Here is a 16,954-nt window from a genome sequence, read left to right as displayed (position 1 = left end):
TCGATCTTCTATAAGTCAGATGCATTTAAGTTAGATGCATTTAAGTTAGATTTATTGTCAGGTCTACGGATCGTAGTACTTGTCTCATCATCCTTATGTCTAACTTATCTCGAAACGATGACAGCAGCACTTCAGAATATAGGTCTTATAACCTATAAAAAACATCATACACAATAACTTTTATAACAAGGTAGTTGATATGCGCTATTGCCTCCAATGCGGTCATGAAGCAGAACGAAAAATCCCACCTACGGACAATATGCCGCGTTTGGTATGCCCCAATTGCCACTATATCCACTACGAAAACCCAAAAGTTATCTGTGGTTCTCTGGTGGTACATGAAAATAGAGTACTACTCTGCCGCCGTGCCATTGAGCCACAGTATGGGCTATGGACGATACCTGCAGGTTTTATGGAAAATGGCGAGACCATGGCTGAAGGCGCAGCACGCGAGAGCTATGAAGAGGCTGATGCCATCGTACTGAATCCGCATCTATACTGCATTTATGACTTGCCAGATATTGGGCAGATCTACTCTATTTATCTAGCCGATCTAAAAGATGGCGCGTATGGTATTGGCTCAGAAAGTCTCGACTGTGCACTGTTTAGCGAAGAAGATATCCCATGGGATACACTGGCGTTTGAAGCCATTCGCCGTACTCTAAAAAGTTACTTTGCTGATCGTAAGCAGTATAACGAGTTGTCAGAATTTCCGATTCATCAAGACAAAATTGGCAAAGATTTGAGTATCAAGCGATATTAGTCAATTACCTAACCGCAAAAAGCCAAGCATGATGCTTGGCTTTTTTGTGCTTAACTTTTAATCAATAACAAACCTAATCGTCTTAGCTCTTAATTCTACAAACCTCAAAACCAAGACCTTTTACCGTCTCTTCTTTGTCGTAAGGCGCTAGCACCGCGCGTACATGCTTTTGCCCTTGCAGATATTGTTTGGCAACGCGCTGCAAATCAGCAACCGTGACGGCTAATATCGACGCACGCATTTTACGCTGCCAGTCAACACCGCGATGATGCAGGTTTGCAAAGCAGGCTTTGATTGCTTCGCCTGCAGGAGAGCCCGGCTTATCCATACCCGAGATAATACCTAAGATAGCTTCTTCCAATTGCTCATCGGTCTGTGGCTCGTTTAATAACCACTCAATACTGGCGTCAAAGTGAGCAAAGGTCTCAGCGCACTGTGGATCACGATAGCTAAAGAATTTAAAGGCACAAGCGTTGGCATCGTAACCTGCACCGCCACCATAGGCACCGCCGCGCTCACGAATCGCACTGTGCAAATAACCGTTACGTAAGTAAGGCGCTAATACCATTAATGCAGCGGTATCAGGATGGTCAGCAGCTGGCACGGTATAAGCACTGGCATTATGATAGACATTGGTTGGTACTAACCATGCTAAATCTGCAACATCTAGCACGTCGTTTTTAACATCGTCGCCACTCTCTAACGTTTTACCCGCATCAGTCGCACCATTTAACGCAGTATCTAATTGCAGGTTTGCAAACTCACTTGGGATATTTGCTGCTGCGTTCGTTAGATCATTAGAAGCGGTCGTCGCTTGGCTGTCTTTCCAGCTATCAACGATTAAGCTACTCAAGCGTTTGGTTTGCTCTGCTTCACAGATAATAACGGCATGCTTAGGCAAACTGATCAGACGTTGATGTAAATCCATCAAGCTCGTAGCCAACTGATCCCACTGAGTATCATCTGTACTAGCATGTGCTAAGAAGTCTTTAAGTGCGTTCAATGCCGGTAGACCGCTGCGCACATATTCCAACTGCGCTTGGCGACTCATACCACGACTGGCCGTTTGCATCGCGTATGAATGACCAGATCCTGCTAGATTTGACTGCCAACCTGCTTGACGCTGCTGCAAGATTTCTTTGATACGGTCATGCTCAGAGAAGATACTGTGTTCCATCACTTCCTTGAGCAAATCAATCGCTTCAGGCTTACGATTTAGCGCACGCGTTGCCACCACAAAGTAGCTGCTAATTGCTTGGCTATCATCGACGTTGGTACGCTGGCTAATACGAGCGGTCACACCAGAAGAATGCGCTGCTTGCTTAGCTTGCATCTCATGAGCACTAAGCGAGTCAGTACCTAGCTCAGACAATAGACTTAAATAAATAGGCAACAATGGATGATTGATTACATCATTGACTGGTAGCTCATCTGCGCTCGCATTACCAATTGCTTCAGTGAGTGGGACAATCACTTGATAGTAATAAATACCATTAGTGCCCGCTTCATACTCAAATAGCGTGCTGTCTTGCCCGCTCAAACGCACCTGCTTTTGCGTGCCTTCTTTAAAGCTGATATCCGTTGGTACGTCTTCTAGACCTACTTTTGGTAATAAGCTTAAATCATCTGGCGCAGCTTGACGTGCAGCCAAATCTAAGGCTTGTTGCTTCAAGATAGCTTTGTCATCAGCAGTCAAATCCATCGCGATAGTATCCAAACGAGTCCGCTCAGCTGCTGCCAAACGGGCTGTTTTTTCGCTATCAGGCGTCATCGTTACGCGTACACGATGCTGATTGTCCAATAGATGCGTTTTAATCAAGTTCGGTAGCCACTGCGGATCGACGACTTGCTCACGTAGCCACTGTAGATGCTCGTCTACTTCCCACACGTCGATAGGATTGCCGTCATGAATAGCGGTACTAAAGCCCTCCAGCATGAGGTTCAGACCATAAGGAATGCTATCACCGCCAATGTGACGCTGATCAATCTCGATCTGGTGCAGAATAGTTTCGATGGTTTCGTCATCGACTGGTGAATTGGCCACTTCGGTCAGCAAGTCGATAATACCCTGCTCTACCGCTTCGGCGTGCTCAGGGTTGGAGCCGCGCAGTCCCGTATAAAAGACCATTTCGTAATGACTGTCATCAAGTCCCAATAGCGGACTTGGTGCTTTACCCAGTGGATGACTATCAAGATAAGCACGCAATGGCGAGCCTGCATGCTCAATCAGCACGCCTTCTAATAGACGCAATGCTAAGCGCTGCTTAGGATCGGTGATCGATGGTAGCAACCAAGCAACCACGTGATGCGTCTGATCTGGGCCCGCTTCGTCAGCCGTATAAGTATCTACCGCACTGATTGGTGCAGATAAGCGCTGCTCTGGACGCGATACGTGCTTTTTGCCCGCTTCAAATTGAGTCAATGCATCGTCATGAATTTTGGCTTGTGTTTCAGCAACAGGAATATTACCGAAGCTCATGATGACACTGTTTGACGGATGATAATGGCTTTGATGAAACTCGGTCAGCTCAGTGTGCGTCAAGTCAGGAATATCGGCAGGATCGCCACCTGAATTATAATGATAGGTCGTCGTTGGGAACAGATGATGAGCAACCGTATGATATAGCTGATCAATCTCGCCACTCATCGCGCCTTTCATTTCATTAAAAACGATACCTTTAAACTGCGGCTTATCATTTTCGTCAAGCTCCACGCGAATGCCTTCTTGAGCAAAATCGAGCGGATGGATATTTGGGAAAAACGACGCATCAAGATACACAGCGAGCAAGTTAAAATAGTCGTTTTTGTTTTGCGTCGCATACGGATAGGCCGTCCAATCAGCGGCGGTCATCGCATTCATAAAGGTATTGAGCGAACGTTTAATCATTGAGAAAAACGGATCACGTACTGGAAACTTGTTCGAACCACATAATGCCACGTGCTCTAAGACATGCGCCTCGCCTTTTGAGTCCATTGGCTGGGTGCGAAAACCGACCAAAAACGCATTTTCATCACTTGGGTGTACCAAATGATAATGCATCGCTCCTGTTTTTACATGCTGACTGATCAGCACATCCATCGATAGCGCCTCAATATGGCGATGCTCAATCAGCTCAAATGCTGGATGCAAGGTTAAATCAGCAGTAAATGGCGTGTCCGTCATAGTTATCCTTATCGCTTATCATGCGTATAGTGCCCTGACTGTCAGGGAAAATAGAGTAATAAATTGGCTAAAAAAGAGTTGGCTTAGCGCTATTAGTGGGGCTACGACATGGATAAGTCAAGGCAGCAGCTATGCAATAATCCACCACATAATCTACGCGGCTATCAACTTTAACTATTAAAGCCTTATAGTTGCAATTTCATTAATATCCACAATTTTATTATGGATTTATCGCTTAACAAAGGTGATTTGCACTGCTACTATAAAGTTAACTATTAACAGGAGTGGAGTATCTTATGAGCTACCAACACGTTTTACTGGTCACTGACTTACTATCCGATGCGGACAAAGTGGCGCTAAAAACCAAGCGTATCCTCGCAGGCTCTCCTGAAGCCAGACTGTCCGTCTTGCATATAGTCAAGGATGACATGGTGCGCTTCGGTTACGAGCTCGTGCCTGCCTCTAGCCTCTCGGGTGATGTCGATAGTGAAAAGTGGCAAGAAGCACGGGCTAAGCTGGCGCAATTTTTGGCACGTAATGAGCTGGAAGCAATCAACTCTGAGGTTACCGCTGCCATCTCTAATAGCAAAGGTATCATTAATTACTGCCGTGAAAAAGACGTCGATTTACTTATCATTGGACGTCATGAGCGCCATGGTATCGCCGCTTGGTTGGTTGGAGCTACTGCCGATAGTATCTTGCCAAATGTCCCTTGCGACAGCTTAGTGGTGAAGCTTGATCAGCCTGTCTCGGAATAATTGGCATTGCTCCAATTCGCTGCTAAAGACGACAAGCTTTACTTAACAGCGCCCTAGAGTAGTGCTATAGTAAATACTATCTGACATGAGGAAGACGCTATGAGTTACGAACATATTTTACTGGTCACCGACTTACTCTCTGATGCAGATATAGTCGCACAAAAGGCCAAGCGCATCGTCGAAAACCGTCCAGGCTCTAAGCTATCTGTTTTGCATATTGTCAAAGACACCATGGTTGGCTTCGGCTATGAGCTGGTGCCTGCCTCTAGCCTATACGATGAGATTGATGATGAACGCTGCCAAGAAGCACGTGCAAAACTGGCGCAATTTCTTGAACGCAATCAGCTAAATGCAGCAACGTCGGAAGTCACAACTGCCATCTCTAGCAGTGAAGGTATCGTTAGCTACTGTCATAAACACGATGTCGATCTATTGGTCATCGGTCGTCATAAGCGTACTGGTATCGCTGCATGGATCAGTGGCGCAACTGCGGATAATATCTTACCTAATGTACCTTGCGACAGCTTTGTCGTGAGACTGGACAAGCCCGTTTCAGCATAAAATATGCTTTGATTGTCTTATGTTATCTAGAGCATAACCTAAACAGAAAAGCGCAGCGTAACTTTCAACGCTGCGCTTTTTTATGGCTAATAATTTGAAAGTTATCTCAATTAGTCCTGTTGAATGATATCTATAAAGGTTTGCCAAATGGGGCTTTGATGACGGGCTTTATGCCAGACCAGCCACCATGTGCGTGATAGATCAATCCCCGCTACATTTACTTGTATCAACTCACCTGTCGCGAGTTCCGTCTCAATCACATGCTGTGATAGGCAACCAAGACCAATATCTGCACTCACCATGTGCTTAATGGCCTCTGATTGGTGTATCGCCTTTACCACTTCTGCATTGGGTAGATACTTAAGCAGTTGCTCATCGATAATCTGCCGTGTGCCTGACCCTGCCTCACGCACCAGTAACGGCAACTGCGCTAGCTGATTAATACTCAGCTGAGAGCAGTCCTCGTCTTCGCTATAGGTAGCCACATTCTTTAGCCACTTGCTATCACGCTTGGCAAATATCATCAGCGTATCAGTGCGCCACTCACGCTGCTCAATGGCTTTCATATCTACCGGACGCGGCATTCCTTCTACCAGCGCGATATCAATATTTAGTTGCTCAATTTCGCTCACCACTTCTTGCGTATTGGCAATATACATATCGACATTGGCATCGGGTAGCACCTCATATAGCTTGCCAAGCAATGACGGCAGCACATAGTTGCCGATAGTGGTACTGGCACCGATATGAATCTGTCCCGCTTGATACTGATGATAATGCTCAAGCGTGAGCGACTGACCCAAGATAGACTGTGCCTGTATATAAATCGGATGGGCATTAGGGTGTTGATTAAGCCTGCGACCGACGCGCTCAAATAGCGGCATCTGTAGTCTAGACTCCAGCTCTGTCAGTGCGCTACTGACCGCTGATTGCGATAAATGCAGCTCCTCACTGGCGCGACTGGTGCTGCCTGTCTGATAAATACTGACAAAAACAGCAAGCTGTTTAAGCGTAATCTTTGGCACTGCCTGCACAGATTTTTTCATAATATTGATGTTGCCTTATGTCAGTTTTTGCGCTGTTTTATTCGTGATGTTTGTCTTTTTTGCTGCTCATGCGCGGTATATCGACTTCTATCATAAACTCTAACCTAAAAAATCGATAGTTTATATCTTATTAATCTGTTTTTATTATAAATATAGCGGGCATATACTGTCTATTCATAAGCTTATACTTATCTTAATATAAGTAATAGGATGCCGCGTCATGCACACACTCGTCCAATCAGTCAGCAACTCCGTTCACAACTATACCCCCAATCACCGTCACTTAACGGGATTGGTAGTTGTTCTGATCGGCAGTCTATTTTGTTTATGGCTCAATACTGGTCTAGACACTTGGTCAAACGGCCGTATCGTTGGACTATCCTCTTTAACGCTAGCGATTTTGCTAGGTATGATCTTGGGCAATACCATCTATCCTAAATTCGCTGAACGTTTAAACGGTGGCGTTTGCTTTGCAAAAGGTCAGATATTGCGACTCGCGATTATGTTTTATGGGTTTAAGCTGACCATGACGCAAGTTGCGAGCGTCGGTATGCCAGCGATTATGACTGACGCACTGGTATTGTCGTCAACTTTTTTACTGACCTATTGGTTGGGTACTAGATGGTTAAAAGTCGATAAAGAAACGGTGATTTTGATTGGCTCAGGGGCAAGTATTTGCGGTGCTGCTGCCGTTATTGCTGCAGAGCCAGTGGTCAACGCGCAAGCTCATAAAGTCACTATCGCCGTGGCAACTGTGGTGGTGTTTGGCACTATCGCAATGCTACTTTATCCTTTTTTATATCATCTCGGTTGGTTACAGCCTTGGCTAAGCGCCCAGCAGTACGGCATGTACACTGGCTCAACCGTCCATGAAGTAGCGCAAGTCGTAGTCGCGGGTAATGCAATCAATACCGAGATTGGTGATACCGCGGTCGTGACCAAGATGATACGCGTCATGATGCTCGCGCCTTTCCTGCTTGTGTTATCGTTTGCGCTAACCAAAGAGCGTACCGTAGATAGTGCCACTATAGAAGATAAGAGCAATAAAAACGAGACAGCGTCATTTATGACTCGGGTCAAACAAGTCAAAGTGCCATGGTTCGCGTTTATCTTTATCGGCATTGTGTTGATACATACATGGGTGCCGATGTCTGAGAGTATCGTACGCAGTATGGTGATGCTAGATGATGTGTTACTGACGATGGCTATGTTTGCACTAGGTTTGACCACGCATCTAAGCGCGATCAAGCAAGCTGGCGTTAGACCGCTTATCTTAGGTGCTATTATGTTTGCCTGGTTAATACTAGGCGGTGGTCTGATTAATATCGGCATTAGCTTTATATAATAATTCGACTGTTGATTTTTAGCTTTTTACTTCACTGCACAATATAAAAGGCCTCCAACTATCTATAGTCGGAGGCCTTTTTGCATCTGTCATTTGATTTAATATGATTGGCTAAAACCTTTAATCTTGGACTAGTACTAACTTTAATACCAATCTCTTAAATACCAATCTCTTAAGTACTAATGCTCTAAACACTAATGCTGTAAATACCAAGTCTCTAAATGCTAAATCGTAGACGAAAAAAAACGAACCCGAAGGTTCGCTTTTCTACATCTATTCATCTATCTGTCTATAAAGACAAATTAGATAGCAACGATGTTATGTGCTTGTGGGCCTTTTTGGCCTTGAGTTACAGTGAACTCAACTTCTTGGCCTTCAGCCAAAGTTTTGAAACCTGAACCTGTGATTTCGCTGTAATGAGCAAAAACGTCTGCGCCAGTTTCTGGAGCGATAAAACCAAAGCCTTTAGCTTCGTTGAACCACTTAACTGTACCTTTTTGAACGTCTGACATAGTATAATCCTACTTTTAAATTTATTAATGGTCTAGTGACCGGTAACGCTTGCAAATAGCTACTGAACGATAAATATTAAAACGAAGGATTATAACTAATACTACGAGGTAATGATTTGGTGCAGAACTGCTCTTAAGCTTGGGCGTATTATAAGGGGTACATCCTAGTATCGCAAGTCTTATCTCATGTTTCGTGTAACCAGAGCCGTTTATTGGCTGATTTTGGCGCAAATTGCAGCGGATTTAAGCATTTGGTAAACGGAACAAATATATCGCTACCCCACTACAGACAGCGGCTACCGCCCATGCCATCCACATCATATCGGCAGGCAAACGATAAAATAACATAATTGTTGATGCTGCCATCATAACCGTCGCTAAACACTTGGCATAAAGCGGAACGGCATGATTCTCCTCCCAGTCACGGACGAATTTGCCAAAGTATTTATGATTAATCAACCAAAAATGAAAACGTCGAGAACTGCGCGCCCAGCAACCTGCTGCTAGCAAGATAAAGGGCGCGGTGGGCATCACCGGCAACAATATACCGATAATACCTAAGATAAAAAACAGCCAACCAAGCGTCACAAAGGTCCAACGCAGCATTGGGCTGTTGGATTGATCAGTCTTAGGTCGGTAATAGAACGCTTTTTTATTATCGGTCATATAAGTTGTCGGTCGTGTAAGTTGTCAGTTATGCCAAATGTCGATTGTCTAGAGTAGCGCCTATTATGTAAGCAGCGGCATAGAAGGCTAATCATGCAATATCGCCCGTCTGCGCACAAGACTATTTATATAAGGTTTTTGCTATTGATAGGTATGTTTGGTTAGTAATTGGGTAAGTACCAATGATAAATGCTGTACTCTTCTATTAACACGTCGATTGAAAGCACTTATAAAAACCCGTCACAAATGAGAACTGTTATAAAGAGCGGTTAACGAACACCAGTCATCACCTGCCATCGTCTTTCCCGATATGCTTGCATCACGTCTCGTAAGTCGTCTATGATGACGCAGTATCTATCGATAATAGCCATTAGCAGTACGGATTCATTAGCAGTACTGATCGAAAATAATGCAATACCAATCAATCTTGTCGGGGTGCTTTGATTTAACGCTGTAGACACAGCTCACATCATCGCTGAGACACACCCGTGAACCTGAAGCAGTTAGCACTGACGTAGGAAACAAGCATGACACGCCCTCAGAGGTCTATAAATAAGAGCAGTCTGTAGATGATGTACTGGTGATGATAACCATATCAAACGCCGAGCATCTGACAGTTAGCATCGAGGCTTCACTTTTCTTATTTGGCCTTTCTTGTTTTACTTAATCGTATCAGTCTGATTGTTTTCTATACTTAAAAAGGAAACAACCATGCAACCGACCACCAAACTTACTCTGACCCTCGAATGGTTTTTAAACCCTGATCATCTGCCCTTTATCGCTGGTGTGACCACGGGCGCATATGAGCAAGCAGGGCTTGATATCACCATTATCGAGCCAGACGACCATTATGATGGCTTTACCGAATTACAGAACCAAAGTATCGATCTGCATGTCAATGAGCCTATCCATCTGTTTGAGCATTACGCGCCTAATCTACGCGCACTAGGCTGCTTTTTTGAGACCGATGGCGGCATATTGATGCAGCGCGCTAGCATGGATAAGTTCAAAAACAATCAGCCTATCCGCATCTGTACCCCTGCTGCTGAGGAAAAAACCAATCGTATTGGCTTTGAGATATTGGCTCGCTATGCAAAGAAAAACGGCTTTAGTATCAGCCGTGATAATGTGAGCTTTGTACAAAAAGACTTTTATCATATAAAAAATCTGCAAGAAGACCCAAGCCTAGATGCTGCATGGCTATGCTTTTATAACTTTGAGGGCGTTGAGGCAACTCATGAAGGGTTGGACTTTGAATTTATCGATCAGCATCTGTCACCTTATCCGAACTTTTCAGCGTTAGAGATTCTGACGACTGAGGATATCTATAGTGCAAAAAAAGACGCGATAGATACCTTTATTCAAGTGACCAACCAGATGACTGAGCTGTGTAAAAATGATCCAGACGCTGCCCACCGTATGTATTATGACTATAGTAAAACTGAAGCAGATACGCTGATGGATGCCATCATTGATAACACGCTAGGTAGATTGATCATGCCAATCAAACCTGATGCAAGTAAGTGGGAAGAACTGCGCGAGATGCTGGCCGAGATCGATATCGTGACCTTAACCGATGAGCAGTATCAATCGCTGTGGGCGCTGTAGGCACTTTAGCAGTTAAGATATTTTGAATAATAAAAAACCGCCATCGTATTTGCTGTGGCGGTTTTTTATTTAGCTGTAATCGAATATTGAGGTTAGCGCAGTCATACTTTTATAATGAAGTGACTATACCAAGTTGCTTGGCTTCTTTAAGCCACATTGGAAACTCTTCTAGCATGTTTTCATACAACGCTTCTTCGCTGATATCATCCAAGTCATCGAGTTCAAAAAAGTCGCAATTATCAATCACGCGCCCTGTCATGTCGTCTAGTTTTTTTAGGATGCCATAACCACGACCACCCAAGCCCACAAATTGCCAGAATATCGGCAGTTTCGCGGCTTCCGTCATGACTCTCGTGATACCGCGATTGTCATTCACCCCGCCATCACTGATAAATAGCACGTAGATAGGCACGTCTAAACCGTCCTTTTGGTAAAACTCCGTCACGGCTTTCATGACCTCTGCTTCGTTATTGATGCGCGGGCCAAGTGCCCATTTGCGCCAGCCGCCATGAGCGTTGTTGATAAAACCGTCATAATTGCTCAGTCCAATCTCGCCCAAATACTGCGGATCTCGGGCAAACGCCCAGCAGTCTAGCGCTTGGTCGTCATCGAAGTTCACTGCCAATGGCAATATGCGGTTGACTACCTCTTGCACGCGGCCTTTTTTGTACTGTCTATTCATTGAGCCTGAGGCATCTAACACCAACGCTACTTTTGCGGTTAATTGTTGTAATTGGCGTTTCTCAAGCGATATCGTGGCTTTTTTGGCTAGATTGACCAGTTTTGGCGCTTTGTCTAGCATGACCTTTTCTAACGACGGTTTTGCTTGCACTGGCGTTGCGGTCGTCTCGAGTACTTGCGGGCTACTCTCTTCTACGTCACCACCGAAATGCTGCACGATGGCGGCAAGTCCACCATTAAAGCCTTGCGTGACGTTGGAGACTCGCCAAACGCCACCCTTACGATAAAGCTGCATGAGCATACTGGCTTGCTGCTGGGCAAAGTCTGCTGCTTGATACGCTGCTAGTGCTTTTTGCGATTGTTGCCAAATACCAATCTCTAACGATTGAATTTGATTGAGCGGCGTGTCGGCTGATAACACAAAAAACAAGCTGTCTATATTAGTAGCCAGTTTGGATAAACTCACCTCAAACTCGGCTTGGATGCCTTTACTTGCCGTTGGCTGTGACTCGTAATGGGTGAGCTTGATTTGTCCGCATGGTGAGGTCGGCTGATTATAAAAAACCATGTAATCATCATTGATCAGCTTGCCCACTGCGTCTAAGGCAAAGCAGCTGATGTCCATTTCTATTGGGCTTTGGCGAGTGAATTTGAGCGTGATGGGTGCGGTATCGTCAATAGCAAGGTTGCTTAGAGGCGCGCGTTGTCCGACGGTAAGATGGTTCATGGTGTTCCTTACGTTAGCGTGTTACTCCTTTGAAGATAATAGACTAATTACTGGCAATAAAAAACCGCTAAAGCATGAGCTGGAGCAGTTTTTTAATTTAACTAAGCTGAGAACTCAATGTTCTCTATTAAGAATAAATTGCCATCTAATCAAAATTACTTTACATATACTATGCAAATTTGCACAACGCTTTATTCATGCATTAAATAACTAATTAGCTCGGCTGTTTCTTTTTCAACCAATAATGACCTATTCCAAACCTAACTTCATGAGCATGACAGACATAAACAGTCTGACATAGCGTACATCGACATTCATAGTCAGTTTCAGGATAAGAAACATGCTGGACTTTCTGTAATATCTCTATCAGTCCCAGACTTTCTTGCCCTTCTGGTGTAGGTTTAACATATCGATATTTTGAACATCGACAAACACCTTCAGCAATATCATTTAGAAAAGTATTAAGCTTATCCATTGAACCTAAGATGTATTGCCTTGAACTGTCTTCTGGCCACGTTTCAGTCTTTTTGAGAGCCTCAAATTTATCAATATGTTTTACTATCTCTTTTAGAATACTCATATCTGAAATATTCATTATTTCATAAGTATTTATTTCACTAGGAATAAGTACTTTATCATCAAATGTCTTATTTTTTATAAACTTTATGATGTCATCAGTTTTCATGGTTATCTCTACTTTTTTTATAGCTACTTAATTATTTATACATATTAAATAAATTTTAATAATGTTATCTATATAAATACTTTTAAGAACTCTTCTACAGATACAACCTGAGCTTTAGAGCCTCTAAAATAGTAGCAAGCTAGCGCCTTCTTTCTGAACTTTTCATCAGTAGATATAATGAAATCGAAATGCCAAGCTAATGAGGCATGTTTAGCGTCCAGCATAGAGGCATTATGCAAACCTTTTTTATTAGTTATATTTTGAAACCTATCAGGAAAATAAGCTACCCAATTTAAAAGTAGAAATAGAAATTCAATTTTGTTCTCGATACCCGCCACATTATGAGACAGTAAAATCGGAAGGTTAGGATCATGATTGAACAATCGGCGTTCAACCTCTTTAAAGACCTCTTTAGGTGAGTATGATTCAATACTCTCATAACTTGAATCATTTATAATTTCTCGTAAATCGGGAATTAGATTTAAGACTGAATAACCTTCGATTTCATTCAAGGGATTAAGTTTTTTACTGGCATACTGAGAAACCTTTTCACCAATTTTATCTATAGGTCTTTTTAGAATAGGTAACTTCTTTGATAACAAAGAAAACGGTGTTGAAACAAGCTCATCAATGAGCGAATCAAATCTTTCTTGAGCCGTAACTCCTGTATCGATGCCATTCAAGCTCTGAATAAGCTTTTTATTTTTGTAATCAAGCCTTTGAGATAAAGAAGAATTCTTCGATTCAAAATAATCCTTATAGACTCTTTTTGAATCAGGGGATTTATGTAGAAACTGATTATTCCAATATATTGCGTTGAGCATATTTAAAACATTCAAATGCTCAACAACAAACTCTTCGCTTTTTACTTTACTGATTTCTATAAGTGTATATTCAGAGTAAATAACTTGGAATTCTGGTCTCTTCAATACTTCAAGTAAACTTGCGAAATTAGAACCTATTTCTCTTATCTTAGAGACTCGCAGTTCAGTCAGAACGTTTTGGTCTAGATAAACGGTGCAAACCTTCATAAGACTATCTCGTTTTAAGTAAGTTCAACTTTATTATATTATTACAAGAAACAATCGGCACTTATATATAAAATGAGCTTACATATAAAAAAATACACCACCATAAAAATGGCAGTGTATTTTTTGTTATTTACTTTTGCGCTAGGTACGAGCGCTGAGCTATTAAAGAGCACCGTCCCATGCATCGCATATTTGCCCCTTATTAAAGGACTCCGATGCTGAGGCCATGCTCTTTAAGTTTTTGCTTTAGTTACAACGCCTTTAACTGCTCCATCTGCGCCGTCATCGCGGTCAACTGCCCTTCTAACTCAGCCAGTTTCGCCTTCTCAGCATCGACCACTTCCGCAGGTGCTTTACTGACAAAGCCTTCATTGCCTAGCTTACGCGCGATACCTTCGGATTGACCTTTCAACTTATCATATGACTTGCCCAGACGTGCTAGCTCAGCCGTTGGATCGATTAGCCCTTTCATCGGTACGAGTACCCGTAGCTGACCGACCATACTTGATGACGATAGTGGCACTTCATCGCCTTCTTTGACGATCTCTAAGCTCTCAACTTTGGCAAGCGCTTTGAACTGGTTTTTGATACGTGAGAGACGCGCATCTTCATCGGCAGAGACGTTTTGTAGTAGCACTGGCAGACGTACCGCATTGCCCAGTTTCATCTCACCACGGATGTTACGGACGCTCGCGATTAGCTCTTGTAGCCACGCCATATCCGCCTCAACTTGCTCACTGATTTGGCTGGCATCAGTCTGTGGATAGTCAGCAACCACGATACTGTCGGTGTTTTTGCGACCCAGTAGCGGCGCGATGGTCTGCCAGATCTGCTCAGTCAGATACGGCATGATTGGATGGGTGAAGCGTAGCGCAGTCTCTAGTACGTGCAGTAGTACATAGCGGATTTGTGCTTTGCGCTCGTCTGATACCGAGTCATCATTTAGGCTGGCTTTGGCAAGCTCAACATACCAATCACAGTACTCATTCCAGATAAACTCATAGATATCTTGGCTGACCATATCGAGACGATACTGAGCGAAATGCTGATGAATGTCTTTGATGCTAGAGTTCAGACGACTCATGATCCATTTTTCTGGTAATTCCCAAACGTCAGGGTTTGCCGCTTGGTCGATAGGCTTAGCACTGCCTTCGCCATCAACACAGTTCATCAGTACAAAACGGCTGGCGTTCCAGATTTTATTACAGAAGTTGCGATAGCCCTCGACACGCTTTAGATCAAAGTTAATATCGCGACCAGTACTGGCTAACGAGGTAAAGGTAAAGCGCAATGCATCGGTACCATACGCTGGGATGCCCTCTGGGAACTCTTTACGCGTTTGCTTTTCGATTTTGGCCGCGTCTTTTGGGTTCATCATATTGCTGGTGCGTTTTTCGACCAGTGCTTCTAGCTCAATACCGTCGATAAGGTCGATAGGATCTAAGACGTTACCCTTTGATTTTGACATCTTTTGACCGTTGCCATCACGTACCAGACCATGCACATAGACGGTCTTAAACGGTACTTGCGGCGTGCCATCTTCGTTTTTCACGAAGTGCATGGTCATCATGATCATGCGCGCAACCCAAAAGAAGATAATGTCAAAACCTGTCACGAGCACGCTGGTTGGGTGAAAGGTGTCCATCACGCGTGGATCGGCGTTGACGTCTGCCCAATCAAGCGTACTGAACGTCCATAGACCAGAGCTGAACCACGTATCGAGCACGTCATTATCTTGGCGTAATACGACGTCATCGCTGAGACTATATTTACTACGCACTTCCGCTTCGTCACGGGCGACATAGATTTCACCTGTCGCATCGTCATACCATGCAGGGATACGATGACCCCACCACAGCTGACGACTGATACACCAGTCTTGTAGATCGGTCATCCACGCCATATACATGTTTTTGTACTGCGCAGGGACGAACTCGATGCTGCCGTCTTCTACGGCGTCAATCGCAGGCTTGGCAAGCTCTTTGACCGCGACATACCACTGATCGGTCAACCATGGCTCAACGATCGTACCGCCACGCTCAGCACGCGGGGCTTTTAGCGCATAGTCTTCGATATCTTCTAGCCAGCCCTGCTCGCCTGCTTGCTCTACAAGGAATTTACGCGCCGCAAAACGCTCAAGTCCTGCATAATCGCTCGGCGTAGTCTCTAACTCTGGCTCACGCGTTTGCAAATCAGGATAGACTTCCATCGCTGGCAAAATATTAGCGCGCTCATCTAGGATGTTGATCAGCGGCAAGCTATGGCGGCGACCCAATTCATAATCGTTAAAATCATGAGCAGGGGTGATTTTCACACAGCCTGTACCGAAGTCTTTTTCGACATAATCATCAGCGACGATAGGCACGACGCGACCTGTAATTGGTAAGGTAATGGTTTTGCCGACTAAATGTGCATAACGCTCATCGCTCGGATTGACCGCGACAGCGGTATCACCAAGCAAAGTCTCAGGACGCGTAGTAGCAACGACCAGATAGTTTTTACCATCTTGAGTGGTTAGGTCTGTATCCGTGAAATGATAGCGGAAATGCCACAAGCTGCCTTTTTCGTCGTGGTTTTCTACTTCGAGGTCAGATAGCGCGGTTTGGAACTTTGGATCCCAGTTGACCAAACGCTTACCACGATAAATAAGGCCATCGTCAAACAGGCGTACGAATACTTCTTTTACCGCGTTAGACAGACCATCATCCATGGTAAAACGCTCACGCGACCAGTCAACCGAGCTACCCAAACGGCGAATTTGGCTAGTGATGTTACCGCCCGACTCTTCTTTCCACTCCCATACTTTATCGATGAAATCTTCGCGCGTCATGTCACGGCGCTTGAGTCCTTGCGCCTCCAGACGACGCTCCACAACCATCTGGGTTGCGATACCGGCATGATCCGTACCTGGCTGCCAAAGCGTATTATCACCATCCATGCGGTGATAACGGGTGAGCGCATCCATAATAGCGTTGTTAAAACCATGTCCCATATGTAGCGAACCGGTGACATTTGGCGGTGGCAGCGCGATAGAGAATGACTCGTCTTTATCAAACGTCGGCTGAAAATAGCCGCTTTCTTCCCAGCCTTGATACATGCCTGCTTCGACTTGTGCAGGGTTATAGGCGCTCTCTAATTGATTTAGTGCCGCTTGGATAGAGGCGGTTAGGTTGTGGTTACTCATAATGGCATTATCTTTTATTGATTGAATGTGATCAAAGTTAATTGAATTAAAGAGAATATAAAAATTAGGAAAATAATGAATAGAGTGATTTTAACGCAGATAGGCAGATTTTGTTAGATGGTAAGGCAATTTATAAAGCCTGAAGGCGATTTATTACTCAAATTGTTAATCAATTAACAACAGCAATCAAAAGAATGAGAAATATAATAGAGATTACTTATGTA

At 44.0% G+C, this 16,954-nt stretch carries 14 protein-coding genes; 5 read left to right on the top strand and 9 right to left on the bottom strand.

Translation table 11 applies throughout. The annotated features are described in order from the left end of the window. Window positions 1–199: 199 nt before the first annotated feature. Window positions 200–763, top strand: a complete 564-nt coding sequence (locus tag ACTXGF_RS15675; protein WP_102091805.1) for an NUDIX hydrolase — start codon at window positions 200–202, stop codon at window positions 761–763. A gap of 82 nt (window positions 764–845) precedes the next feature. On the opposite strand, the gene ACTXGF_RS15670 is transcribed toward ACTXGF_RS15675, so the two are convergent. Next, on the bottom strand, window positions 846–3,926 hold the full coding sequence (locus ACTXGF_RS15670) for an insulinase family protein (RefSeq protein ID WP_443535173.1): 3,081 nt from the start codon (window positions 3,924–3,926) through the stop codon (window positions 846–848). 296 nt (window positions 3,927–4,222) lie between these two features. Between ACTXGF_RS15670 and ACTXGF_RS15665 the strand changes: the two genes are divergently transcribed. Then, window positions 4,223–4,684: a universal stress protein gene (locus ACTXGF_RS15665; protein ID WP_443535175.1), complete on the top strand. Its 462-nt coding sequence runs from the start codon at window positions 4,223–4,225 to the stop codon at window positions 4,682–4,684. A 99-nt stretch (window positions 4,685–4,783) separates the two neighbouring features. Further along, window positions 4,784–5,245 carry a universal stress protein gene (locus ACTXGF_RS15660; protein WP_057761630.1) on the top strand — a complete coding sequence of 154 codons (462 nt, stop codon included), beginning with the start codon at window positions 4,784–4,786 and terminating at the stop codon, window positions 5,243–5,245. A 110-nt stretch (window positions 5,246–5,355) separates the two neighbouring features. Here ACTXGF_RS15660 and ACTXGF_RS15655 read toward each other — a convergent pair whose 3' ends face one another. Then, window positions 5,356–6,291, bottom strand: coding sequence for a LysR substrate-binding domain-containing protein (locus tag ACTXGF_RS15655; protein WP_443535176.1), 936 nt, complete (start codon window positions 6,289–6,291; stop codon window positions 5,356–5,358). Window positions 6,292–6,511: 220 nt separating this feature from the next. Between ACTXGF_RS15655 and ACTXGF_RS15650 the strand changes: the two genes are divergently transcribed. Further along, window positions 6,512–7,636 carry a YeiH family protein gene (locus tag ACTXGF_RS15650; RefSeq protein WP_443535178.1) on the top strand — a complete coding sequence of 375 codons (1,125 nt, stop codon included), beginning with the start codon at window positions 6,512–6,514 and terminating at the stop codon, window positions 7,634–7,636. A gap of 302 nt (window positions 7,637–7,938) precedes the next feature. Here the strand turns inward: ACTXGF_RS15650 and ACTXGF_RS15645 are convergent, their stop codons facing one another. The 3 genes from ACTXGF_RS15645 to ACTXGF_RS15635 all read right to left on the bottom strand — a co-directional run bounded on the left by ACTXGF_RS15645 (window position 7,939) and on the right by ACTXGF_RS15635 (window position 9,275). Beyond that, on the bottom strand, window positions 7,939–8,148 hold the full coding sequence (locus ACTXGF_RS15645) for a cold-shock protein (protein WP_045453470.1): 210 nt from the start codon (window positions 8,146–8,148) through the stop codon (window positions 7,939–7,941). Between the two features lie 243 nt (window positions 8,149–8,391). Next, window positions 8,392–8,814 carry a YbaN family protein gene (locus tag ACTXGF_RS15640; RefSeq protein ID WP_102094045.1) on the bottom strand — a complete coding sequence of 141 codons (423 nt, stop codon included), beginning with the start codon at window positions 8,812–8,814 and terminating at the stop codon, window positions 8,392–8,394. A 269-nt stretch (window positions 8,815–9,083) separates the two neighbouring features. Continuing rightward, complete coding sequence (locus ACTXGF_RS15635) at window positions 9,084–9,275, bottom strand: hypothetical protein (protein ID WP_443535180.1); 192 nt, start codon at window positions 9,273–9,275, stop codon at window positions 9,084–9,086. Between the two features lie 250 nt (window positions 9,276–9,525). Here ACTXGF_RS15635 and ACTXGF_RS15630 point away from each other — a divergent pair, with 250 nt between their 5' ends. Next, complete coding sequence (locus ACTXGF_RS15630) at window positions 9,526–10,422, top strand: ABC transporter substrate-binding protein (protein WP_443535182.1); 897 nt, start codon at window positions 9,526–9,528, stop codon at window positions 10,420–10,422. Between the two features lie 109 nt (window positions 10,423–10,531). Here the strand turns inward: ACTXGF_RS15630 and ACTXGF_RS15625 are convergent, their stop codons facing one another. The 4 genes from ACTXGF_RS15625 to ACTXGF_RS15610 form a co-directional block, all read right to left on the bottom strand. Next, window positions 10,532–11,830 (bottom strand): VWA domain-containing protein, encoded by a 1,299-nt coding sequence (locus ACTXGF_RS15625; protein ID WP_443535183.1) that lies wholly within the window; start codon window positions 11,828–11,830, stop codon window positions 10,532–10,534. 214 nt (window positions 11,831–12,044) lie between these two features. Next, window positions 12,045–12,515 (bottom strand): hypothetical protein, encoded by a 471-nt coding sequence (locus ACTXGF_RS15620; protein ID WP_443535185.1) that lies wholly within the window; start codon window positions 12,513–12,515, stop codon window positions 12,045–12,047. Between the two features lie 68 nt (window positions 12,516–12,583). Beyond that, on the bottom strand, window positions 12,584–13,546 hold the full coding sequence (locus tag ACTXGF_RS15615; RefSeq protein ID WP_443535186.1) for a hypothetical protein: 963 nt from the start codon (window positions 13,544–13,546) through the stop codon (window positions 12,584–12,586). 250 nt (window positions 13,547–13,796) lie between these two features. Then, window positions 13,797–16,730, bottom strand: a complete 2,934-nt coding sequence (locus tag ACTXGF_RS15610) for a valine--tRNA ligase (RefSeq protein WP_443535187.1) — start codon at window positions 16,728–16,730, stop codon at window positions 13,797–13,799. Window positions 16,731–16,954: the final 224 nt, after the last annotated feature.

This window comes from Psychrobacter sp. 1Y6, from assembly GCF_052258385.2.
GTDB lineage: Bacteria > Pseudomonadota > Gammaproteobacteria > Pseudomonadales > Moraxellaceae > Psychrobacter.
The sequence above is the reverse complement of the archived record's forward strand: the minus strand, read 5'-3'. Positions and strand labels throughout refer to the sequence as shown.

Coding starts and splice junctions, on each gene's coding strand:
- ACTXGF_RS15675 (WP_102091805.1), top strand. CDS start 200: ATGCGCTATTGCCTCCAATGCGGTCATGAAGCAGAACGAAAAATCCCA.
- ACTXGF_RS15670 (WP_443535173.1), bottom strand. CDS start 3,926: ATGACGGACACGCCATTTACTGCTGATTTAACCTTGCATCCAGCATTT.
- ACTXGF_RS15665 (WP_443535175.1), top strand. CDS start 4,223: ATGAGCTACCAACACGTTTTACTGGTCACTGACTTACTATCCGATGCG.
- ACTXGF_RS15660 (WP_057761630.1), top strand. CDS start 4,784: ATGAGTTACGAACATATTTTACTGGTCACCGACTTACTCTCTGATGCA.
- ACTXGF_RS15655 (WP_443535176.1), bottom strand. CDS start 6,291: ATGAAAAAATCTGTGCAGGCAGTGCCAAAGATTACGCTTAAACAGCTT.
- ACTXGF_RS15650 (WP_443535178.1), top strand. CDS start 6,512: ATGCACACACTCGTCCAATCAGTCAGCAACTCCGTTCACAACTATACC.
- ACTXGF_RS15645 (WP_045453470.1), bottom strand. CDS start 8,148: ATGTCAGACGTTCAAAAAGGTACAGTTAAGTGGTTCAACGAAGCTAAA.
- ACTXGF_RS15640 (WP_102094045.1), bottom strand. CDS start 8,814: ATGACCGATAATAAAAAAGCGTTCTATTACCGACCTAAGACTGATCAA.
- ACTXGF_RS15630 (WP_443535182.1), top strand. CDS start 9,526: ATGCAACCGACCACCAAACTTACTCTGACCCTCGAATGGTTTTTAAAC.
- ACTXGF_RS15625 (WP_443535183.1), bottom strand. CDS start 11,830: ATGAACCATCTTACCGTCGGACAACGCGCGCCTCTAAGCAACCTTGCT.
- ACTXGF_RS15620 (WP_443535185.1), bottom strand. CDS start 12,515: ATGAAAACTGATGACATCATAAAGTTTATAAAAAATAAGACATTTGAT.
- ACTXGF_RS15615 (WP_443535186.1), bottom strand. CDS start 13,546: ATGAAGGTTTGCACCGTTTATCTAGACCAAAACGTTCTGACTGAACTG.
- ACTXGF_RS15610 (WP_443535187.1), bottom strand. CDS start 16,730: ATGAGTAACCACAACCTAACCGCCTCTATCCAAGCGGCACTAAATCAA.